The organism is Vibrio sp. R11-SG3-ISO9 (assembly GCF_059834255.1).
On the sequence record NZ_JCBDGU010000033.1, the window covers coordinates 15,605 to 37,001 of the forward strand.

Annotated in this window: 18 protein-coding genes; 13 read left to right on the forward strand and 5 right to left on the reverse strand. The window is 43.9% G+C overall.

Translation table 11 applies throughout. The features are described from left to right. Positions 1-139: 139 nt before the first annotated feature. From AC6R05_RS10435 to fecE, 5 genes are all read left to right on the forward strand, one after another. On the forward strand, positions 140-2,293 hold the full coding sequence (locus AC6R05_RS10435; RefSeq protein ID WP_500647310.1) for a TonB-dependent receptor family protein: 2,154 nt from the start codon (positions 140-142) through the stop codon (positions 2,291-2,293). Between the two features lie 132 nt (positions 2,294-2,425). Next, a complete protein-coding gene (locus tag AC6R05_RS10440; RefSeq protein ID WP_500647311.1) occupies positions 2,426-3,322 on the forward strand; it encodes a Fe(3+) dicitrate ABC transporter substrate-binding protein in 897 nt (298 codons plus the stop codon). A gap of 86 nt (positions 3,323-3,408) precedes the next feature. After that, a complete protein-coding gene (locus AC6R05_RS10445) occupies positions 3,409-4,353 on the forward strand; it encodes a FecCD family ABC transporter permease (RefSeq protein WP_500647323.1) in 945 nt (314 codons plus the stop codon). Continuing rightward, a complete protein-coding gene (locus AC6R05_RS10450) occupies positions 4,353-5,324 on the forward strand; it encodes a FecCD family ABC transporter permease (protein WP_500647312.1) in 972 nt (323 codons plus the stop codon). Before AC6R05_RS10445 ends, AC6R05_RS10450 begins: the two co-directional genes overlap by 1 nt. 2 nt (positions 5,325-5,326) lie before the next feature. Beyond that, entirely contained in the window at positions 5,327-6,091 is a 765-nt protein-coding gene (fecE, locus tag AC6R05_RS10455) for a Fe(3+) dicitrate ABC transporter ATP-binding protein FecE (RefSeq protein ID WP_500647313.1), read from the forward strand. Between the two features lie 99 nt (positions 6,092-6,190). Here the strand turns inward: fecE and AC6R05_RS10460 are convergent, their stop codons facing one another. Beyond that, the gene (locus tag AC6R05_RS10460; protein ID WP_150873255.1) at positions 6,191-6,925 is read right to left on the reverse strand and encodes a GntR family transcriptional regulator; all 735 of its coding nucleotides are present in this window, start codon (positions 6,923-6,925) and stop codon (positions 6,191-6,193) included. Between the two features lie 210 nt (positions 6,926-7,135). Here AC6R05_RS10460 and AC6R05_RS10465 point away from each other — a divergent pair, with 210 nt between their 5' ends. The 3 genes from AC6R05_RS10465 (at position 7,136) to AC6R05_RS10475 (ending at position 11,384) form a co-directional block, all read left to right on the forward strand. Continuing rightward, positions 7,136-8,722: a PTS transporter subunit EIIC gene (locus tag AC6R05_RS10465; RefSeq protein WP_150873256.1), complete on the forward strand. Its 1,587-nt coding sequence runs from the start codon at positions 7,136-7,138 to the stop codon at positions 8,720-8,722. A gap of 72 nt (positions 8,723-8,794) precedes the next feature. Beyond that, entirely contained in the window at positions 8,795-10,120 is a 1,326-nt protein-coding gene (locus AC6R05_RS10470) for a 6-phospho-alpha-glucosidase (RefSeq protein ID WP_152471033.1), read from the forward strand. Between the two features lie 124 nt (positions 10,121-10,244). Continuing rightward, the gene (locus tag AC6R05_RS10475; RefSeq protein ID WP_500647314.1) at positions 10,245-11,384 is read left to right on the forward strand and encodes a glycerate kinase; all 1,140 of its coding nucleotides are present in this window, start codon (positions 10,245-10,247) and stop codon (positions 11,382-11,384) included. 48 nt (positions 11,385-11,432) lie between these two features. Here AC6R05_RS10475 and AC6R05_RS10480 read toward each other — a convergent pair whose 3' ends face one another. The 3 genes from AC6R05_RS10480 to AC6R05_RS10490 all read right to left on the reverse strand — a co-directional run bounded on the left by AC6R05_RS10480 (position 11,433) and on the right by AC6R05_RS10490 (position 14,144). After that, positions 11,433-12,167, reverse strand: a complete 735-nt coding sequence (locus AC6R05_RS10480) for an alpha/beta fold hydrolase (RefSeq protein ID WP_500647315.1) — start codon at positions 12,165-12,167, stop codon at positions 11,433-11,435. Between the two features lie 74 nt (positions 12,168-12,241). Then, on the reverse strand, positions 12,242-13,333 hold the full coding sequence (locus AC6R05_RS10485) for a DUF1254 domain-containing protein (protein ID WP_500647316.1): 1,092 nt from the start codon (positions 13,331-13,333) through the stop codon (positions 12,242-12,244). Between the two features lie 22 nt (positions 13,334-13,355). Next, a complete protein-coding gene (locus AC6R05_RS10490; RefSeq protein ID WP_500647317.1) occupies positions 13,356-14,144 on the reverse strand; it encodes a hypothetical protein in 789 nt (262 codons plus the stop codon). Positions 14,145-14,282: 138 nt separating this feature from the next. Here AC6R05_RS10490 and AC6R05_RS10495 point away from each other — a divergent pair, with 138 nt between their 5' ends. Next, complete coding sequence (locus tag AC6R05_RS10495; RefSeq protein ID WP_500647318.1) at positions 14,283-15,191, forward strand: LysR family transcriptional regulator; 909 nt, start codon at positions 14,283-14,285, stop codon at positions 15,189-15,191. 739 nt (positions 15,192-15,930) lie between these two features. Then, positions 15,931-17,361, forward strand: a complete 1,431-nt coding sequence (locus AC6R05_RS10500) for an EAL domain-containing protein (RefSeq protein ID WP_500647319.1) — start codon at positions 15,931-15,933, stop codon at positions 17,359-17,361. Between the two features lie 87 nt (positions 17,362-17,448). On the opposite strand, the gene AC6R05_RS10505 is transcribed toward AC6R05_RS10500, so the two are convergent. Next, positions 17,449-17,844 carry a DUF2391 family protein gene (locus tag AC6R05_RS10505; protein ID WP_150873264.1) on the reverse strand — a complete coding sequence of 132 codons (396 nt, stop codon included), beginning with the start codon at positions 17,842-17,844 and terminating at the stop codon, positions 17,449-17,451. A gap of 329 nt (positions 17,845-18,173) precedes the next feature. Between AC6R05_RS10505 and AC6R05_RS10510 the strand changes: the two genes are divergently transcribed. The 3 genes from AC6R05_RS10510 (at position 18,174) to AC6R05_RS10520 (ending at position 21,363) form a co-directional block, all read left to right on the forward strand. Beyond that, positions 18,174-19,064, forward strand: a complete 891-nt coding sequence (locus tag AC6R05_RS10510) for a LysR family transcriptional regulator (RefSeq protein ID WP_500647320.1) — start codon at positions 18,174-18,176, stop codon at positions 19,062-19,064. Positions 19,065-19,179: 115 nt separating this feature from the next. Next, positions 19,180-20,169 carry a quinone oxidoreductase family protein gene (locus AC6R05_RS10515; protein WP_500647321.1) on the forward strand — a complete coding sequence of 330 codons (990 nt, stop codon included), beginning with the start codon at positions 19,180-19,182 and terminating at the stop codon, positions 20,167-20,169. Positions 20,170-20,376: 207 nt separating this feature from the next. Further along, positions 20,377-21,363, forward strand: coding sequence for a tetratricopeptide repeat protein (locus AC6R05_RS10520; protein ID WP_500647322.1), 987 nt, complete (start codon positions 20,377-20,379; stop codon positions 21,361-21,363). The last annotated feature ends 34 nt before the right edge of the window (positions 21,364-21,397 follow it).

A 21,397-nucleotide genomic window follows, 5' to 3' on the forward strand; every position in this document is an offset into this window, starting at 1 on the left:
TAGCTCAATTCTACAGCTATTTTTTCCGCTAATTAGCGAATAGTTGACCTTATTTTAGGTCGTTTTAGCCCAAAGGGTCAGAGTTAATCATAAAGAAATATAGATCTTTGACCCTAACCTGCCTACTTAGGAGATCTCCATGCTTCACCAGAATTTGGATGGTAACCCACAAATGAAATTGGACAAGAATGCGCAAACTCAAGCGCATAAAAAGCTGCGTTTGAGTGTACTTGCAGTTGCTGTTGCCTCTGTGACTTCAACTAACGTGTTTGCCGCTAATGAAGCTGAAACCACGACAATGGAAACGGTTGTTGTAACGGGCAGTATCATTGGTAATTCGGAGCTAGAAGACGTTAAAGAGTACCCAGGTGCTCGTACTGTACTTACCCATGAACAAATTAAAAAAACTGGCGCACTTTCTATTGATCAAGCGTTTCAAAGTGTACCTGGTATTAAAGTCCAAGACGAAACTGGCACAGGTGTTCTACCTAACATTTCAGTGCGTGGTTTGAAGGCAAGTCGAAGTGGTCATGCGCAGTTTCTAATGGATGGTGTACCGCTGACTCTAGCGCCTTATGGTCATACCGGACAATCGATCTTCCCAGCGACACTTTCGATGTTGGATCGTATTGATATCGTGCGTGGCGGTGCGGCTGTGCAATACGGACCAAACAATGTGGGTGGTGTGATCAACTTAGTGACCAAACCAATTCCTCATAAATGGCAAACTGAAATTAGCAATCGTTTAACTGTTTTCGAAGAAGGTGATTCCCCTTTAAATGATTTGTATCTACGCACGGGAGGCTGGCTAACCGATACATTGGCACTTCAAGTTGAGGGTAACTTCTTAAAAGGTGAAAGTTTCCGTGAACACTCAGACACCGATGTGAAGAATTTCCAAGCGAAATTGCAGTGGTTACTAAGTGATACACAAGAGCTACAAGCATTCATCCAACGCTATGATGCTGATACTCAAATGCCAGGTGCTTTATCACCAGACGACTACAAAAATGATCGTACACAATCCAAGCGACCGTATGATGAATACCAAGGTGAATCGACGCGTTGGAGCCTAAAATACCTACATGACCTTAACCTTGCCGATAGTTCAGAGCTTGAGATTCTAACCTTTGGTCACCGTTCTGAACGTTTCTTCCAGTGGGGCTTTAATAGTGCGGGCGGTCACTGGGCGGATCCTGCATTGCCATCTACTCATATTCGTACTTCACCTCGTGAGTTTTCAGTTTATGGTGTTGAGCCTAAATTAGCGATGTACTTTGACGGAAACACCGTAACGCAAAATTGGATAGTAGGCGCGCGCTACGTGAACGAAGATATCGATTACAAACTTACCCAAACGCCGATTGCTGGTGGCGCTACGATCACTCCACGTGATTGGCACTTAGATACAGATGCATTCGCAGGCTATGTAAGCAACGAAATTGGTTTGTTTAATGATGTGTTAAAGGTAACCCCAGGTATTCGTTATGAATCAATAGATATGGCATTTAATGACCTCGGTAATGCGGAAAAGACCAACAACAAAGTGACCGAATGGTTACCTGGTTTGACTGTAGCTTACCATCTTACTGAGCAATGGGTGGGGTACACCAATGCTCAAAAATCTTTGCGTGCACCACAGATTGCTTACATCCGTGGTAAAGGTGAAGAGGGCAGTGAGCTCGCATGGAACTATGAGTTAGGTGCGCGTTACAACCAAGAATCAACCAGTTTCAATGTTGCGCTTTACCGAATCGATTTCGAAGATCAGCTTCAATGGCAAAGTGCGACCCAAACTTTTGACAACATTGGTAAAACACTGCACCAAGGTGTTGAGCTTTCCGGCCGTTATACTCCTGAATCACTTCAAGCTTTGAGTCTAGGAGCTGGATATAACTACCTAGATGCGACGATTGAAGAAGAGGGTGCAAACAAAGGTAATCAACTTCCTTATACATCCAAACATCAATTTAGCTGGGATGCGACTTACGCATTTAGCAAGTTAGACACGACGCTATCTGGTTATTACTTCAGTGAGTCATATTCTGATAACGCGAACACCAGTGCCGAAGATGCAACGGGCGCAACGGGTAAAGTACCGGCATACATGGTATGGAACTTTAATCTAGGTTCCGATCTATACAAGGACGATAGCAGCAAACTACGCATGAACTTTGCGGTCAACAACTTGTTCGATGAGGACTATTACTTCCGTGGTATTGATACTAGTCCGGTTGGTCGTTATCCAGCTCCTGGGCGCTCTTATACCTTGGATCTGAATTACCAGTTCTAATACGCAATTTATTGAAATTTAATATAAACAAAAGTCGCCAATACTCTTGGCGACTTTCACGGTTCTAGCGTTAGAGGATAATTTAATATGGGAAACGACTTTCAACCAGCTTCGATAATTACACAATATTCAATGAATAGATTATGGATGAGTCTTGCTGTATTGGTGATGTGCTTAATCTCATTTTCTGGATTGGCAAAAACAAGAGTGATCCAAGATGAGCAGGGCCAGTTTGAGATTAACACTACGCCACAACGCATCGTTGTTCTGGAGTTCTCATTCGTGGATGCATTGGCGGCGGTAGATGTTTCTCCCATTGGTGTCGCTGACGATAATGATGCTACACGGGTGATTCCAGCAGTACGAGAGTTGGTTGAACCCTGGCAGTCGGTTGGTATGCGCTCTCAACCTAGCCTAGAAGCTATTGCAGTTCTCAAGCCTGATTTGATCATCGCAGATGCGGAACGTCATCGCGCTGTTTATCAAGATCTACAGAGAATTGCACCGACTTTGCTATTAAAAAGCCGAGGCGAAACTTATCAAGAAAACTTGGAATCAGCGCTCAAAATTGGTGTTGCTCTTGATAAGCAATCAGATATGGAGCAACGAATTCAACAACATCATCAAGTTATGCTCGAGTTCAAGAGCCATTTCTCTCTAGAACAAACTGTTCAGTTTGCTGTCGTATCGGACAAAGGCATGTGGCTTCATAGCCCTATATCCTATGCCGGTGGAGTACTGACAACATTAGGAATTGCAAGCCCGATTGAAGAACTCACAGAAAAAGCATATTTGCCAACAAGCTTTGAGTTGCTACTAAAAACCAATCCGGACTGGCTGCTATTGGGGGCTTACTCGCATCCTAATGTGATCAACGATTGGGAAAAGAATCCGTTATTCAACCTAATGAAGTCGGCAAAAAATAAGCAAGTCGTTGAAGTGTCTCCTGCACTTTGGTCATTAAATCGAGGCATGCTAGCGGCTGAACAGATGGCGAAAAACCTAGAGAAGATCTTGGAACGATCATGAGAGCGATATTGATCTCTACCGGAATGAACAAGCTGCCAATATTACCGTGGCGAGCCACTGTTTTTACGTCGTCAGTGTGTTGTTTAATGCTATCTGGGTATGCAGCTTCTATGCTGGGATGGTCTAACTTTTCTCTGACCCTAAGTGACTTAGTTGACTATTGGTTTGCGTTTGATGCGAGCAATATGACTCATCAAATTTTGGCGACTCTGAGAGCGCCAAGAGCCTATGCTGGGTTATTGATTGGAGCCAGCTTAGCGGTTGCGGGCTTATTGATGCAGGGTTTAACAAGAAACCCACTTGCGTCTCCTTCTATTCTTGGTATTAATTCTGGTGCAGCCTGTTTTATGGCTTTAGCTGCCATAGGTGTGCCTGTTATCAGTGAGCTAAATCCAATTCTTAATGCTGTTATTGGTGCCTCGTTAAGTGGCGGTGCTGTGATGATCCTAGGTGGTTTTTTTTCTGCTCGCTCACACCCATTGCGCTTGGTTTTAGCGGGCATCGCCATTACGGCATTACTGATTGGGTTGACTCGAGCAGCACTGATTCTTGCTGACGATATGGCTTATAGCGTACTACATTGGCTTACAGGCTCATTGTCTGCCGTGGATGATGAGCAATGGCAAATACTGTGGCCTCCCGTAGTGATTGGCTTAGTGTTGGCTATCAGCATGGCGCGCAATCTCAATTTACTTGCGCTTGGTGAGGAGGTTGCGGTTGGGTTGGGCAGCAATATCCGCCTTACGCGATTCATTTGTAGTGTGACCATTGTTTTGCTGGCGGGCGCGAGTGTCGCTATTGCAGGTCCTATTGGCTTTGTCGGATTGTTAATCCCCCACTTAGTTCGCCCTATAGTTGGGCATAATTACCATGTGTTGATTCCCGTTTCCGCGATGGCGGGGGCAGCGTTGGTGTCTTGGTCAGACGCGTTATCAAGAGCGATAGCTTTCCCGACAGAAACGCCAGTGGGTGTCATTACCGCTTTACTGGGGACACCTTGTTTTGTTCTCATAGCTACGAGGAAGTCTTAATGCATCATAATGCGAAGCTATTGTTGTTACTTGGGCTGCTTATGCTGATGGCTTTCTCTGGCTTGTTTGTTGGGGCAGCATCACTTTCTATTTCTCAAGTGATGGAACATCTGATTGCTTTCTCTAGTGACGATTTTGTTATCCAACAGTATCGGTTGCCACGTATGTTACTCGCAATCAGTGTCGGTGCAGGGTTGGGGCTTTCAGGCGTGTTAGTACAAGGTGTAATACGTAACCCTCTGGCGTCTCCTGACTTGATGGGAATTAGCGCCGGAGCAGGCCTTGCTGCAACAGCGAGTTTGGTTTGGTTTCCGAATGCGCCAGTGAGTTTGCTTCCTATATTTGCGATGTTTGGTGGTGTTTTTGCAGCTGGATTGATTGCCTTATTGGCATGGTGGTCCCAGCCAACACCGGCCAAACTGGCATTAATTGGTATTGCAGTAAGTGCGTTTCTGGCCAGTTGTATTGATTTCTTACTCGTCACTAACCCTATCGAAATCAATACAGCCATGGTATGGCTAACCGGTAGCCTTTGGGGTAGGAACTGGCAGCAAGTCCCATTTATCTGGGGGGCGTTGGTTTTACTACTACCAATGGCATTATGGTTTGCTTGGCGATTAGACGTGTTGGGGCTTGGTCAGGAAAGTGCGACCACCTTGGGTATCAAGCCCAAGCAGATTCAGATTCTCGCATTGTTGGCCGCTGTGTTACTTGCAAGTGTCAGCGTGTCAGTAGCCGGAACAATCAGTTTCGTTGGGTTATTGGCGCCTCACTTAGCGCGTTTATTGTTTGGGCATAATCACAAGTTGCTAATCCCTGCGTCTGCTTTACTAGGGGCCATTTTAGTGACCTGTGCTGATGCACTCGCACGAGGTTTGAACCCTCCAATCGAACTCCCTGCCGGCGTGCTGACGTCAGTGATTGGCGCACCTTATTTCATTTTTCTTCTTTATCGTTATCGAGGTTGGTAACCATGCTAAAAACGCAGAACCTTTCCGTCGCGTACGGCAAACAAACGATCATCCCAAACCTCACGGTTTCAATCCCTAAAGGGAAAATTACCGCATTAATTGGCCCTAATGGATGTGGTAAATCCACCTTGTTAAAAACCTTGGTAAGAATCAATAAACCCATGTCAGGGGAGGTGTTGTTTGAAGGTAAACCATTAGCAAGTTATGGCGATAAAGCGCTTGCACGTTCTTTGTCGCTTCTGCCGCAAATCCTAGTTAGCCCGGAAGGCATTACCGTCAGAAAATTGGTCGAATATGGACGTTCTCCTTATGTATCCCATTGGGGAAAGTTAGGAAAAGACGATCAAGCCATTGTGGAGCAAGCTATGTGTGATACAGGTGTACTTGAATATGCTGATAAGCCGGTTGAATCCTTATCTGGCGGTCAAAGACAAAGGGCTTGGATAGCAATGGTATTAGCACAAGATACAGATATCGTAATGCTTGATGAGCCAACCACTTATTTAGACATGTCGCATCAGGTTGAGTTAATGAATTTGATGCAACAGATGAACGCTAAGGGTAAAACGGTAGTTGTGGTGTTACATGACCTTAATCAAGCGTGCCGTTACTGTGATCACTTGGTGGTGTTAGAGCAGGGTTGTGTTGTGGCAGAAGGCTCGCCTGACGAGGTGATGACAGAGGCGTTACTTGATGATGTTTTTGATCTGAATGCGAAAGTCTTCCGAGATCCGATTTCAAATACGCCGATGTGTATTGCGATTTAGGCGCTATTGGACGTTAACCTCAGCGGTCGCTCTATTAGACACCTATGATCTAGCTTTAATCATAGGTGTCATCTAAGTATGCACGGGGCGCCAACAAACCTATCGGTTGGCACTTAGCGTGAACGTATAGTGCTCTTGGTTGTAATAAATGTCTGAAACTTCGAACGGTTTACCATCTTCTAGTTGTGCGACACTGCGAGCGTATAGAACAGGATCGTCTCTTTTTAAGCCTAGATGTCGTCTCACCTCTTCTCCGGGTAGCTCTGCGCGGATCTGCTTTTCACTCCCTTTCACTTTTAGGCCTTTTGAATCTAGGTAAAGGTACTTGGAGCTATTCAAATGAGCTTCGGTGAGATCGTCAAAGTAAGGATCAATAAGCATGTGCGTTGATTCAAATACGAAAGGCACAGCTCCCACTAAACGAAGACGTTTCATAAACCAAACTTGAGAATTCTCTTCAATGCCAAGTGTCTCGCACACTTTTTGTGATGCTGTTACTTTCTCGAGATGTAGGAGTTTATTCACGATGGAGGAATTTAGACTATTGGCTACTTCGCTAGAGGTGAGGTGACTGTCTAAGGGTAACGCCATTTTAAGATCGAGAGTTTGTTCGCAAATAAACGTTCCGCGACCTCTCTGTCTTTCTACAATACCTTGTCTAACCAAGTAGTCGACGGCTTTGCGTGCAGTCATACGAGAAACACCGTATTGCTCAGCTAACACAGTTTCAGACGGTAGTGGATCGCCAGGTTTTAGAGAACCATCGTCGATCTTCTTCGATAAAATTTGTTCTATCTGGATATAGATTGGAACGTGAGACTGCTTGTCGATCATTGAAACCCCCAGTAATTCGTACCTCATCCTATCCCAGGATACCTGAATACACAACTATACAACCAACTGCCAAGGCTTATGCATTTAACTGCTTATCTTGGCAAAGACCTTCGTGATAGGAATCACATACACGAACAAGTTGTATAGACAACTATACTTATCGATCGTTTAATGCTCGCATAACTTATAAAGATACGGAGTAATCTGACAATGAAACAATTCGGTTCAAAGCTCCAAGATCTCGGAAAAGCGTTGATGATGCCAATCTCAGTCATCGCTGCTGCGGGTATATTTCTTGGACTAGCTGCTGCCCTACAAAACCCTAATATTACAGGTCAAGGATTTAACCAACTTGAGTTTGTGCAATTGATCTTAGGATTTATTCGCAAAGTTTCGGGTTCTTTGTTTGGCAACTTGCCACTGTTCTTCGCCGTCGCTGCTGCGATTGGTTTAGCGAAGCAAGAAAAACCGACGGCTGCTTTCGCTGCAATCATCGGTTTTATTGCAATGCATGTGGGTATTAACTATTCGTTGACGGCTCAAGGCCTGACCCCTGCAACCACTTCTGTTGCACACCTTGTCGAGCAGGGAATGGGTAAAACCGAAGCAATGATGTTCTCCGCTGAGTTTGGCTACACCTTAGGGATATTCTCTTATCACATGAGTGTATTAGGTGGTGTATTGGCGGGCCTGGTAACGGTTGCTCTTCATAACCGCTTTTATACGATTGTCTTGCCTACTGCTATTAACTTCTTTGGCGGACGCCGATTCGTACCAATCATCACTGTTGTCGTATTGCCAATTATCGGTGTATTGATGTCCCTAATTTGGCCGACGATTGGTGCTGCGATAGCAAATATTGGTCAATTTATCGGTGAGGCAGGGAGCTTTGGTACCTTCTTGTTTGCAGCTACGGAACGCCTACTTATTCCGACCGGTTTACACCATATTCTTAATGAAACCGTGCGCTTTACCCCTATCGGTGGCATCGCCAATGTTGATGGTGAGAGCATCGTTGGTGCGCTAAGTATCTTTAACTACGCTTTAGCACACCCAGAATCTATTAGTAACGATGTTGTGAAAGAGGCTACGCGCTTCTTAGCTCAAGGTAAGATTCCTGTGATGATGTTTGCTCTACCGGGCGCTGCGTTAGCGATGTATCACTGTGCTCGCAAAGAACACAAAGTGCGAGTGAAAGCCCTTGTTATTGCTGGTGCGTTGGCCTCATTCACTACCGGTATCACAGAACCATTAGAGTTCAGCTTTATCTTTGTTAGCCCGATTCTCTTTATCTTCCATGCCTTCATGACTGGTTTATCTTTCGCGTTGATGCACTTGTTTGGCGTCATGATCGGTAACGTACAAGGTGGTGTGATTGACTTACTCGTCTTTGGTGTACTTGGCGGTACGGCAACCAATTGGTGGCTAGCTGTTCTGGTCGGTGCTTGCTACTTCCCAATTTACTACTTTGTTTTCCGATTCATTATCACTCGAATGAATGTGAAGACTCCGGGACGTGAAGATGAAACAGCGACATCAAGCCAACAAGTTACGGCTTCAGAACAAGCAGAGCAGATCATCGCTGGTCTAGGCGGCGCTCAAAACATCCAACTGGTCGATAACTGCTTCACGCGTCTTCGAGTGAAAGTTAAAGACATGGACAAGATCAAAGACGACTCACTCAAGGCGACCGGTGCAAGTGGTATCAAACGTGCCAGCGATGAGGATGTTCAAGTTATCTATGGGCCTCAGGTGGAAAGCATCGCTAACGATGTAAAGCAAGCCTTAGCCATTTAAATAAATTTTAAACGCAATTGAGCCTCCGAAGGTGAGGCTCCCATTATTCTAATTTTGTAAGTGAGAAGTAAGATGAAAAAAGCATTCAATATTGTTCTAGTCGGTGGTGGTTCTACGTGGACTCCTGGTCTACTTAAAGCGCTTTGTAAGCGTAAAGACACTTTTCCTCTAAAACGTTTGGTGATGTTTGATGTGCATGCATCACGTCAAGAAACGATTGGTGAGTACGCTAAACTGCTATTTTCTGAAGATTACCCAGAGTTAGATTTTGAGTACACGACAGATAAAGATGTCGCTTATAAAGATATGGATTTCGTACTTTGCCAAATGCGTACGGGTGGCTACGAAATGCGTGAAAAGGATGAAAAAATCCCGCTATCACTGGGTGTGATTGGCCAAGAAACATGTGGTCCAGGTGGCTTCGCGTACGGCATGCGCTCTATTGGTGACATGATTGAAATGGTTGAAGATGTGCGTGAACGCGCTCCAGAAGCTTGGATTCTGAACTACACCAACCCAGCTGCGATTGTTGCGGATGCGCTTAAGAAACGTTTCCCTGAAGATGAGCGAATCCTAAACATCTGTGATCAGCCAGTGAACTTACTACGTTCTTACGGTCGTCTGCTTGATGTTAACCCAGATGAGTTTGACCCTGTGTACTTCGGCTTGAATCACTTCGGTTGGTTTACTCACCTATATAACCAAGAAGGCGAGGATTTGGCTCCGAAGCTGAAGGCCTTTATCTCTAACAACGGCTTTAAGCCGGTAGACGCGGAGCAGCGCGACCAATCTTGGTTAGACACCTATGCGGCAGTGGCTGACATGTTGCGTGATTTTCCTGATTACCTGCCGAACACTTACCTGCAGTACTACTTATACCCAGAGTATAAGTTGTCTAAGTTGGATGCGAACTACACTCGTGCAAATGAAGTTATGGATGGCCGTGAAAAGCGTGTATTTGCAGAGTGTCAACAGGCTGTACAAGACGGAACAACAAAGAACTCAAGTGTCGTTCATAACGATGCGCACGGGGATATGATTGTTGAAGTGGCAGAGTCAATTGCATTTAACCAAAAGCGTAAGTTTGTAGTGATTCTAGAAAATAATGGTTTGGTTGCAAACCTAGATGACGATGTGATGGTTGAAGTCACTGCTGAGCTTGGAATTAATGGTCCACGTCCGTTTGGTGTTGGTAAGATCCCAACGTTCTATAAAGGCATGATCGAACAACAGTTTGCTTACGAGCGTTTAACGGTTGAAGCTTGGTTTGAAGGTTCGTACGGCAAGGCTCTACAGGCGCTTACATTGAATCGTACGGTAGGCGATGCGAAAAAGGCTCGTCTGGTCCTTGATGCACTCATCGAAGCAAATAAAGACTACTGGCCTGAACTAGTGTAACTGAAGGCCAATCGGGTCTAGTTATAAGTCTAAAACAGCCCCCCTTAACCGCTGTTTTAGCTGCTCCAGCTCCCAGGTTACGTCAGTGACTTGGGAGTTTTATTAAGGACATGAGGGAATAGAAGTGAAGATAGTTATAGCCCCTGATTCTTTTAAAGAGAGTTTAACAGCGCAGCAGGTGTGCCTAGCTGTTGAAAATGGTCTAAAAAGGGTTTGGCCAAATGCTGAGTATGTATCGATACCCGTTGCTGATGGTGGTGAAGGCACTATGCAAGCGTTGATTGATGCGACTAGTGGTGAAAAGATACAAGTAAGGGTAAAAGATCCAAGAGGGAAAACAGTTGAGGCGAGATATGGTCTCCTCGGTGCTCATAGAACGGCGGTTATTGAAGTTGCTGAGGCGTGTGGCTTGCATCTAGTGCCGGCGTCCGAGAGAGATACAAAATCGACATCAAGCTTCGGTGTAGGCCAACTTATCCGTCACGCTTTAGATTCCGGAATCAGCCGTCTAATTGTAGGTTTAGGTGGCAGCGCGACGACCGATGGCGGTAGCGGTATGCTAGCCGCGTTGGGCGTAAAGTTTTTAAATGAAGACGGAGAAGAAATTGAACCATGTGGCGCATCAATGCTTAACGTCCATCAAATCGTGACTAGTGAATTTGATCCTAGGTTAGCGCACTGCGAGATCATAGTTGCATGTGATGTCGATAATCCTCTGTGTGGCGATTCCGGTGCCGCTGCGTTTTTTGGGCCTCAAAAGGGAGCATCAAGTGAAGATGTGCTACTGCTGGATAAGGCGTTATATCAATTTGGTCAACTGACAGAGAAAATTACGCAGAGGTCAATCATTGATAGCAAGGGATCTGGAGCCGCTGGTGGAATCGGTGCTGCGTTTTTAGGATATACTAATGCAAGATTACAACCGGGTATTGATGTTGTACTGACTATGCTTGATGTCGAAACGAAGATGCAAGGCGCACATATGGTTATCACTGGTGAAGGCAAGCTTGATCAGCAAACGGCTCATGGTAAAGCTCCTGTAGGGGTTGCTAACATTGCTAAGAAGTTTGATATTCCGGTGGTTGCTGTTGCAGGTTGCACCAATGATGGATATCAGGTGCTTTATGAGCACGGGATTGACGCTGTGTTTACTTGTGTACCAAGAGCAATGAGTTTATCTGATGCACTTTCAGAAGCTGAAACAAACTTGAGCAATCTTTCGGAAAATATTGCACGCACATATCAGCTTGCCTTGGGTAAATAGCTTTTCAAGTTGGCTCGCATTGACGAGCCTTCTCTAAGCAGCCTAGCCCTATTCGAACTCCCCAGTTTTCAAATAATGGACGACTTGCTGAATGACTTTTGGGTCAGACCGTAACTGATGGTGCGGCAGGTTTACTTCCCAATACGCATCCATTGTGGATATTTTCGCCGAGTCTACACTTACAAGACCGTCGTTCGCTTTATCAAAGTTCTCTCGTGTCCAGTGGTAGGTTTTGATACCAGCAATAACGCCGACAGGGTAGTTTGGTTCATTCAGATTTTGTGAAATGCCAGCTTCATTGGTTGTTAGAGACTGCGGCACCTCTCCAAACCAATTCGCCCAAAACTTCTCGCTGTAATGATCAGCAACTTCACTGCCGTGATTTGGCGTCCCTATCATGATCACTCTGCCTAATCTTCCTTCTTGCTCTAACGAATCATCAGCTTGAAGATGATAACGAATTAACAGTCCCCCTAATGAGTGGCCCACGAGGTGGACAACTTTTGCTTCTTCGGTGCATTGATGAATCTGCTTGTCAGTTTCTGTAATTAACTCATTCATACTGACACCAACAGAAGAGTAGTCGAGTACGCAGGTTTGGTAACCCGCGCCCAAAAGCCCTTGATTGAGTTCACTCATTGAGCGACCGCTTCTAGTTAAACCGTGAATGATCAACACTAAGTCAGACTCGTCGTTGTTGGAATACGATATTGGTGGAGTAGAACATGCTGTAATAAGAATAGCGGTACTCAAGAATAAGCAGCGCATTATGGACATCATCATAGCCTCACTCAAAAATAATAAAGCCCTTGTCGATATAGTATCAACAAGGGCGAACGATTAGGTGGTTGACCGCGTTAGTTTAGAGTCAGTTCTTTCAACTCTGGCAGCTGATATTGCTTCATCGCTTCAACATCTGGGCGGTATGCACGGATTTGAGCGCGCCATTCATCAACAGGTGTGTGGGCAAAGTTCACATTGCGAGCTTCTGCAATATCTTGGCATGTACTGTCACCAAAGATAATCGTGAAGCTACCATCGTAATGACTCTTAAAATCAGGACGACTTGTACTTACGACGTTGTGTTCATCAGTCATCAAGTAGTTTTGATTGTTGTATAGGGTCAGCGAGCTAAATGCAGCGGCAGGCACTTTGTCGAATGTCGCTTCGTAGCAGGTGTTTGCTTTCGTGTTCTCTGGTGCCCATGATGCGTACATCGCTGTTGATTCCGGGCTTAAACCCCATGAACCAGCAATCGTGTAAGTCCACTTTTCCCAATCAGATACGTTGTTGATGTCAAATTGAACAGAATCGAACATGTCAGGCAGATTGCCCCATTCCGTTAACAGCGCTTCACGCAATTCTAGAATATCGGATTCTTTGGTATCGCTTGTGTAAGGAATGGCTGAATTTGATGTAATCTTCATGTTTGGCTGAAGCTGCTCGGTTACGAATGCAATGTCATCAGCTGTTGCATCAGTACCAGTGCGAATACCCACGTATACGTAGTCGGTCTCGATTTCTCCTGCTTTGTACTCATAAACACCAGGTTCCCACGTGTATTCTACGAATGTGTGGTTTTGATCTTGGATGTGAAGAGACATAAAACGATCGCCCATCTCTGGGACTTCAATGGTGAACCCATCGCGAACGTCAATGATAGCAAGAGAATAAATGTTATCCACATTTGGTGTTACTACCCAGGTATCCGCTGCTTGAGAAATGCCAGTGAAGTGAATGAACTTGTTGATTTCACCGCGCTTCAGCATGTTTAACGCAAAGATATCGCCTTCTTTGCGTTGATATTCCATTGCCGTCATACCGTAATCCAGTGGATTGACCGTCCAGTTCGATGAATCAATCTGTTTGATTACGTCGTTAGCAAGTACAGAAGCGAAAGCTGACGATGAAAGTAGGGCAATCGATAATGCCAGTGTTGTTTTTTTCATACTGTTTACCTTTTTGAAATTGTTATAGCTGGTAGTTAAATTCGACAATGTGTGAACCATCTCGGTAGCTCGATTCTTCGTTCCATTGCGCAAAGTATCGAACGTTTAAGCGAGGGTTTATCTGATATGAGGCGGCAAATTCATGAGCGAGAATGCTGTAGTTATCTGCAAAGGCATGCTCTTTGTAGGTATCAGAACCAGATAGGGTGCTCATGTACATTGGGTTGTAGTTCAGCCAAATGTTGTCGGTGAGCGTCAATTTGCCGTATGCACCAACGACTGCGAATGTTCCTGGTACGGTGTAACCGCTGATCGTCTCGCCATTGTCGCCAATCGCGTTGTTGGCGAAAGCAGCACCGACTCCTGCAAGAGGGTAAAGCTGCAGGGGACCAATTGCTGGTATCGCTTGTATAAAGCTGTAAGAGAGTGAACCTGCCTCTGTATCAAAGTCATAGTTGAAGTCGACTTGTGAACCTCGGCCATTGGTCAAGTCCACGCCAAATCGGCGTAGGCGAAGGCTATCAATGCTGTCGTCGGCGTAGTCACGCATGCCTAGTGCGTCGCCATAGCCACCTTTTAATTCGAGTACGTGCATGCCCATTGTGGTGTCATTACCAGTATCGAAGGTTTGGCCTAGCTTTAGGTTTAAGCCTTTGTCGGTGTAGCCCATACCTACCTGTGTGTAGACAGCTAATGGATCTGACATGTCTTGAACGGCTTCCGTGCCTAGGTTTGGCTGATTGTCTGCAAGCACAAGTGGCGCTCCAGTCAGCATAAGGAGTGTTAAAGGAAGTCGTTTTATTTGAAACATCGTTGCTGCTTTCCTTCGTCTATTAAAGCGATGGAAGTATCTTAAGAAAGTTAAGATATGTGCAGAAGTGAACCTGTTGAATCTTAGAAATTAACTATATTAATATCTAGAGTGATATGACCTGCATGGAAATGAAAGATGAAATCGTTCGATTACAATCTACTTAAAGTATTGCGTGTACTGATTGATACTCAAAACACGCGTCAAGCCTCAGAAATACTCAACCTAAGCCAATCGGCGGTAAGTCACGCACTTGCTCGCCTTAGAGACGCGTTTGATGATCCGTTGTTTGTGAGGGAGCGCTATGGATTGGTTCCTACTGAACGTTGTTTAGAGATTGAAAAGTCGTTACCTGAACTGGTTGAACAGATCGACGGCTTATTTCAAGCTTCGGAAGGGTATGACCCAATGAAGTTTAATGGAAAAATTTCCATCAGTTTGACCAATGCTCTTACAAACGCCATCGGAGTAAAACTCTATCGAGAGCTCAGTGAGCGAGCGCCGAATGCGCAGTTCGAGATTATGGACTGGACGTGGCAGGTAGAGTCTGGATTGTTATCGAGGAAAGTGCATGTTGCTTTGGATTACGGGCCCGAGAGTTACTCTAAGCAGATAAGGCAGAAACTAATGCCAAAAAGCCAGTATGTCATTTGTGTACGTGAAGGGCATCCGCTCACTAAACTTGAGTCAGTGACACTTGATGACATTGCACAATATCCATTGGTGTTGGTTCGAACTCCAGATTGGCGAAGCCGCCACGAAACTGCAGAAGATACTCTGCTTCGAGCAGGTTATATCCCCAATGTCATATTGAAATCAGACTCGCCACAAGTGAACTTTGAAGCCATTCGACATTCTGATGCAATATTTCCGATGATTCGTTCATCGCAGCCACTACCGCCCGGAATTGAGAGTGTAGATTCGATAGGGCAGTCCCCTAAATACAACATGGATATTTACGCATACGATCTGTACCAAACGAAAGACCTTGCACTTAACACTTGGTTAGTGAAAGAAATTGAGTCGATATTGAAGAGCACGCTCTGAGTCGTCACTACGATTGAGTTCACGTGAGAGATGCTATTAGGAGAACTATTGCATCATGGTCATTACCTTGGCGTCATTTTAAAACAACGTGCTGGGCATCCTTGGCAGTGTTTAAGTGCTTTCGATTAATGGGCTAACTGCATATTTGTTGGATTTTCTTCTTATAATTGCTCGTCTCATAAATGATGTAGCTATAATTTTATAATTTCGATGCATATCACAATAATTGGTTGGTCCAGTGATTTTTAGATCTGAAAGTTCGATACGTTCAAATAGTCAATTCGCTTGAGTTTAACTGTTGATGTTAGTCACGTTTTCTTATTTATTTACATAAATTTACACGTTGTGGTTATTGCAGTTTCAGATCTTCAGTAAAGACAGTTGGTTATATATTCATTTTAATAATGAGTAAAACAACTGGTTTTTTCGTATGGCTGCTTGGTGTAAACAGTCGTTAGCAATCTAAAACACTCCGCAATGAATAATTATGCGTCTCACTGTGGGTGTTAGTCGTTGTCTCATCCTGCAAATCGTAAGTTAATGTCAACGACGCGGTGGGCAAAAGTCCTCAATATTCATTCATAGATGTAATCGATTTCATATTTTGCATAATTGGTGTTAATGCTCTATTTGTCGTTCTTAATCGCGCTTTTTGCACCCTCCTTTCGGCTTGAGTCCGTTGATATTAGTGTGTTGGATCGGTATGTTCTGCTTTTGTTTTCTTACTTGAGTATGACGTATGGATATTGAACCCATCCCATTTTCTCCAATCACAACCGGTGTGACAGCGATTATTCTTGGTATTGTCATCATCGCGACTCTCTATAATGCTCGCCAAAGTAAGAAGCATAATTACGCACTAAACCGATTAGAGCGTGAGAAGCATAAATTGGAGCAAGCTAGGTTTATATGCGAAGAGAGTAACATCCCCAATATTCATTACATTCAACAAAAAATGGCGAACCTTGAGGCAAAAAAAGGTGAAGTGTATTACACCGCTCATGTGATTTGTGTTGGGCGTAATGGCGATTTCTATCGCTACTTTGATCACCAAACGTCGATGAAAATTAAGCAAACATTACATACTCAATTGAGCGGCGACTTAAAGCCTAGTTTGATTGGGCTCTATGATGATCGATATATCGTGATGATCTTTGTGTCTGAAGTCCCTTTAAACAATAAGCTGCAGGTTGAGCATCAACAGAAAGTAAGAGCTGCATTGCCGAACCAAATGGTTATCAATAGTAAGAAAATGCCGTTTGATTACTCAGTAACGACGCTACACTTTTCCAGTACTTACGACATCGCCAAACCAGATCGCCTGTTTAGACGCATCAGCTATGGGATCTTGCGTGCGATTCAAAATCAAGATGGGTTATACATCCACAATGAAAAGGATTATCAAAAGAATCTACGTAAACGTCACATGCTTCAAGATTTACAAAGAGACATTCGTGATGGCGGGGCAAACTTCGAGCTCGCATACCAACCGATCGTTCATAGCATGAACCAGAATAAAGAGTGTATTCGTGAAGTTTTGCTGGTATGGAGGAAGCGCGGGCATATTGAGCCAGAAAATTATATGTCGCTGCTCAGTGATACACCGCACATTCACTACTCTTTAACACTCATGATCACTAGAAAAGTTATTGAATTAGCGAGAAAAGACAATGCCGAACAAGGGGATTTTAGTATCAACATTTCGATGTCAGACCTTGCGATGACCTCATTTTCTAACGATATTTGTAGCTTAACTAAACATTGCCCGGAAATTCGAAAAAAGTTGATTTTTGAATTGGTTGAACATAGTGAAGCTATTTCTCAGAAGCACGTACAAGATAATCTTCAAAGCTTGAAACGTGTGGGATGTCGCTTTGCGATAGATGATTTCGGTACAGGTTATACGAATTACGATCTGTTAAATAAAGGGCTATTTGACGTAGTAAAGTTAGATGGAAATTTTGCAATGAATATGGGCAAGGACCCTGTGAGCAATGAATTTTTAAGATTTATGTTTCGCTTGTCTGAGCAAGTAGGCTTTACTTTAGTAGTATGCGGAATAGAGGAAGAGTTACAGGCTAAATATGTGCCGAAAAAATCTCATGTATGTTTACAAGGTTTACATTTTTCTCATCCGAAAAAGCTAGTCAATACGTTAAGAGTTGCGTAAAACCCATAGACATTTCGAGCATGCCTGTGCGACTAAAGAACTCATGAAGAGTCTTTAGTCCGTGCAAGTAGGTTGTTGAAACCTGGCTTATTCCTTATCAAAACCATCAACAATAATAGCTCCCATTGACGCTGGCATAGCAATGACGATAACTCGTTTTAAAGCAACCAACGGAGAATCAAGCGCAGGGAGCTTATCAATGCATAGCAACACCAAAGCGACGACCATAATTGTCAATATATAAGCAATCACGATACGTGAGATAAACTCCATGACTCTGCCGTTGATATTTCTTTGGTAAACGCTCTCGAAAGCGTAAATTGACAAGAACAAACACGACAGAAGAAAAAGTAACGCGAGGTTTGCTGTTGGTAAACTTTCGCCTAGCTGCCAAGCTTCCTCTGAAAATGATATAGGGACAGCGAGAGCAAAGGCCCCCACAAAAATTTGTCCTGCATCTTCAAGGTTAAAGCTCTTTGACACGTGGCCTCCTAAGCATAAGTTCGTTTGGGTTAATAGTTGGTCCACTGCGATGTCATTCCACGCCTTTATCAGGTATTACACCGTCAAACCAACTATGTTTAGTATATCGTATGAAATTAGTCTTGCCCCGTAACTACTTAAAATTGATGAGTTTTCGCCATCACTAAGGAAAAATATGTCTCAATTTGGTTATTCAGCCAAAGCACCTATAGGTCTAATAGACTTTAAGTAGGGTGTCTAAGCAGTTAACGTGTTCCATTTGTAGAGATTGCACTTCTCAGCTAAACCCATACAATCCTAAAAGTGGGATAATAAAACGAGAAGTGGCTATGAAACGGGTATTGGACGACTTAAATATTTTCTGTGCAGTTGTGGAAACAGGTAGTTTGAAGAAGGCTGCAGAGCGGATTTCATTACCCCATAGTACCGTAAGTCGAAGAATCGACGCGTTAGAAGCAAGTTTGGGGTTAACGTTACTGCACCGCACGACTCGTGAAGTAAAAGTATCATCCAGAGGGCTGGAGCTGTATCAAGATTGCTCACCCTTGTTCACATCTATTCAGCGCTCTATCGATCTAGCTATCGATTCTGAAGTGGAGTTTAAAGGCAAGCTCAAGGTATCAATGCCTGTCCGCGCTGGCATAGACTTTCTTGGTAACTGGTTGATTGATTTTGTTAGCGAACATCCCGAACTTACGCTCGATATTGCTTTGTCGAATAGTAATCAAAACCTTATCAAGGACGAGATTGACTTAGCGTTTAGAGTCGGTCCATTGATGGACTCATCTGCGATAGCTCTTAAGTTATGGGATATTCCATATTCATTGTGTGCCACTCAAGACTTTCTTGATAGACATAACATTAAAGACACTCAGATCACTAAAGAGCAACTAGAATCTCTTCCCAGTGTTATCTCTCGTCCTATGACATCTTGGGCATTCACCAACCCTAAACATCAAGAAATTATGTTGGACCCGTCTCAAGACCTTGTGGTTGAAGATCTAGGCCTCGCATATCACTCGCTCATGAAAGGCACTTATCTCGCGATGATTCCTACCGTAATGATTAAAGATGCAGGTGTTGTTGAGTTATCTGTCGATGATCTTAAACCCCGTACACGTATTATGTACGCATACTACTTAGGACGTCGTCACGCGCAGAGCCAAATTAAGCACATTGTCGATTACATTAAGCAGAGAAATTCTGACTCAACCCCATAATCCCATTTTTGCAATTCTGATGTCCCAGATTGCGGATTTTTTCATTTTGGATTTGCCACTAATATTTCTTCCGTAGACAACGAATAGAGCGACTAGCTTCAACGGAGAAAGAATCATGAAAGCAATCATCATCGAAAAAACAGGTGGCACTAACGTACTTGAGTACAAAGAAACTGATAAACCTCAGCTGGCTGAAGGCCAAGTACTGGTTAAGGTCGCTGCAGCGCCAGTAAACTTTATTGATACGATTATCCGTGAAGGGAATATGCCTCCAGGTATGATGCCAGAACTACCATTTATCTCTGGTGTTGAGGGGAGCGGCATTGTGGTAGATGCTAACAATACTGAGTTGAAAGAAGGTCAAAAAGTCGCTTATTTAGGGCCGATTGGTGCGTCAATGTATGCAGATTACACTACCATTGATGCAGATAAATTGATTGTTCTAGACGACAGCGTCGACATTCATGAAGCAGGCGCGATGCCAGTGACTTATTTCACGGCATACCACATGCTGCACAATGTTGTTGGTGCCGAAGAAGGAAAATTCGCATTAGTGTACGCCTCAACGGGTGGCGTAGGTACTGCGTTAATTCAGCTTGCAAAAGCAGCTGGGCTCAAAGTTATTGCTTTAGACCGTAAAGATGAAAAAGTAGAACAAGCTCTAAAACTAGGCGCAGATTACGCACTCAATTCAACAGGTGAGTGGGTTGAACAAGTAAAAGAGATCACCGGCGGCAAAGGGGTAAATTATATCTTTAACCCGGTAGCGGGTGACACTGCTGTTCAAGATCTAGAAGTGTTAGCGACATTTGGTCATATCGTTGTGTTTGGTTTCTTGGGTGGCGTCGGAGAGACCAACTTGCAAGCTGAAGCCATTAAACATTTCTCTAAAGCACCGACTATCTCTTATTCAGAAATATATGCTACATACTTTAGCAATTTCGACCTAGTCAAAGTATCGCTCGAAAACGTTTATCAAATGCTCGCTGAAGGTAAAGTAAAACCGATCTACTCGACGATGCCATTGTCACAAGCTGCACAGGCACATGACGACATTGAAAGTGGCAAAGTGATGGGCAAACTGATTTTGACACCAGATGCTTAATTAGAAAGCACCTTGTATGGCGAGCCAATCAAGGAAGTGGCTCGCTAATGATTTACAGCGCCTGAAGGTTTGATTTCTAGTGTGTATTGAGTAGTACGAACAATCTAGATTAAATGATAATCATTCAAGCTGTGGTTCGTAAGTGCTATATTCGCCAGTAATATATTGATTTAATGAATAATGTCTTATTGTTGGCGAGATTTGGTTATGGAAATAGTACAGAAAATAAAAAAGGCCGAAGAACAGGTTTTGGCAGAACCGGATAACAGCGCGAATTATTTCACGTTGTTGTTAGCTTACTTAGAAGATCCCGCCTTATTTGGTGATTCGAAACGTACTCACTACATCAAAGAGGCGGTACAACGCTTTCCCAAAGCGACTTTATGTCAGAGTCCAGTTGTGATTGTTGATGCTGAGCGTTCTCCGACTGAATACAATGAGATCGAAGTCTTGTGGTTGAATCTGCTTGATAAAGAGCCTGAGAATATCGAGATTGTAAAGGGCGCTGCTAATTTTTATAGTACCAATGACCAACAAAAAGCGTGTGATATTCTCAAGAAGGCAATTGAACAAGCACCAGAATCTGACGAACTGTGGTTTGATTTGTCTCGCTATACATTAGATGAGAAAGAGAGGTTATCCCACCTATTAAGCGCCGAAAAATGTGGTTCAGCTCAGCCAAATTTAATTGTGTGGATCGCCAGTACTGCGGTTAGCGTGGAAGAATTTGATATCGCACAGCAGTACGCTGAACGCTTATTCTTATTGACTCAAGAGGCAAAAGAGTTATTCGGGGCTAAGCTAAATTGGCGCGGTGACAACAGACAACTTTTTAAGAAAGCATCAGAGCTAATGGATGAACCAGAGGCTAGAAAGCTTGTTAGATCGATAGGCACGAATAATTATCACAAGCACTGGGCAAATACTGTACTGGGTCAAATTGCACTGATAAGAGATAGCGACGAACGTGCTGCATTGGAATATTTAGCGGCATCGGGTGACGTTGGTCATGACGCGCGTTTGTCTTCTTATGGCCCCTCAATGATGTTAGTAAAGAGCCTGAGCAAATTAGGTCATTGGGAAGCATCCATCGATTATTTGAGAAACTGTCAGTCTTTTTGGGAAACATCGATTATTGAAGATTGGATAGCGTCGTTGAATGAGCGACAACAACCCGGCTGGCTAACTTACTAGCCTAGTAGCGGTGTAAATATGTTCAGGTATTGGA

Bases quoted from the DNA above. Each gene is read 5' to 3' on its own strand.
- AC6R05_RS10435 (WP_500647310.1), top strand. From the start codon at position 140: ATGCTTCACCAGAATTTGGATGGTAACCCACAAATGAAATTGGACAAG.
- AC6R05_RS10440 (WP_500647311.1), top strand. From the start codon at position 2,426: ATGAATAGATTATGGATGAGTCTTGCTGTATTGGTGATGTGCTTAATC.
- AC6R05_RS10445 (WP_500647323.1), top strand. From the start codon at position 3,409: ATGCTATCTGGGTATGCAGCTTCTATGCTGGGATGGTCTAACTTTTCT.
- AC6R05_RS10450 (WP_500647312.1), top strand. From the start codon at position 4,353: ATGCATCATAATGCGAAGCTATTGTTGTTACTTGGGCTGCTTATGCTG.
- fecE (WP_500647313.1), top strand. From the start codon at position 5,327: ATGCTAAAAACGCAGAACCTTTCCGTCGCGTACGGCAAACAAACGATC.
- AC6R05_RS10460 (WP_150873255.1), bottom strand. From the start codon at position 6,925: ATGATCGACAAGCAGTCTCACGTTCCAATCTATATCCAGATAGAACAA.
- AC6R05_RS10465 (WP_150873256.1), top strand. From the start codon at position 7,136: ATGAAACAATTCGGTTCAAAGCTCCAAGATCTCGGAAAAGCGTTGATG.
- AC6R05_RS10470 (WP_152471033.1), top strand. From the start codon at position 8,795: ATGAAAAAAGCATTCAATATTGTTCTAGTCGGTGGTGGTTCTACGTGG.
- AC6R05_RS10480 (WP_500647315.1), bottom strand. From the start codon at position 12,167: ATGATGATGTCCATAATGCGCTGCTTATTCTTGAGTACCGCTATTCTT.
- AC6R05_RS10485 (WP_500647316.1), bottom strand. From the start codon at position 13,333: ATGAAAAAAACAACACTGGCATTATCGATTGCCCTACTTTCATCGTCA.
- AC6R05_RS10490 (WP_500647317.1), bottom strand. From the start codon at position 14,144: ATGTTTCAAATAAAACGACTTCCTTTAACACTCCTTATGCTGACTGGA.
- AC6R05_RS10495 (WP_500647318.1), top strand. From the start codon at position 14,283: ATGAAATCGTTCGATTACAATCTACTTAAAGTATTGCGTGTACTGATT.
- AC6R05_RS10500 (WP_500647319.1), top strand. From the start codon at position 15,931: ATGGATATTGAACCCATCCCATTTTCTCCAATCACAACCGGTGTGACA.
- AC6R05_RS10510 (WP_500647320.1), top strand. From the start codon at position 18,174: ATGAAACGGGTATTGGACGACTTAAATATTTTCTGTGCAGTTGTGGAA.
- AC6R05_RS10515 (WP_500647321.1), top strand. From the start codon at position 19,180: ATGAAAGCAATCATCATCGAAAAAACAGGTGGCACTAACGTACTTGAG.
- AC6R05_RS10520 (WP_500647322.1), top strand. From the start codon at position 20,377: ATGGAAATAGTACAGAAAATAAAAAAGGCCGAAGAACAGGTTTTGGCA.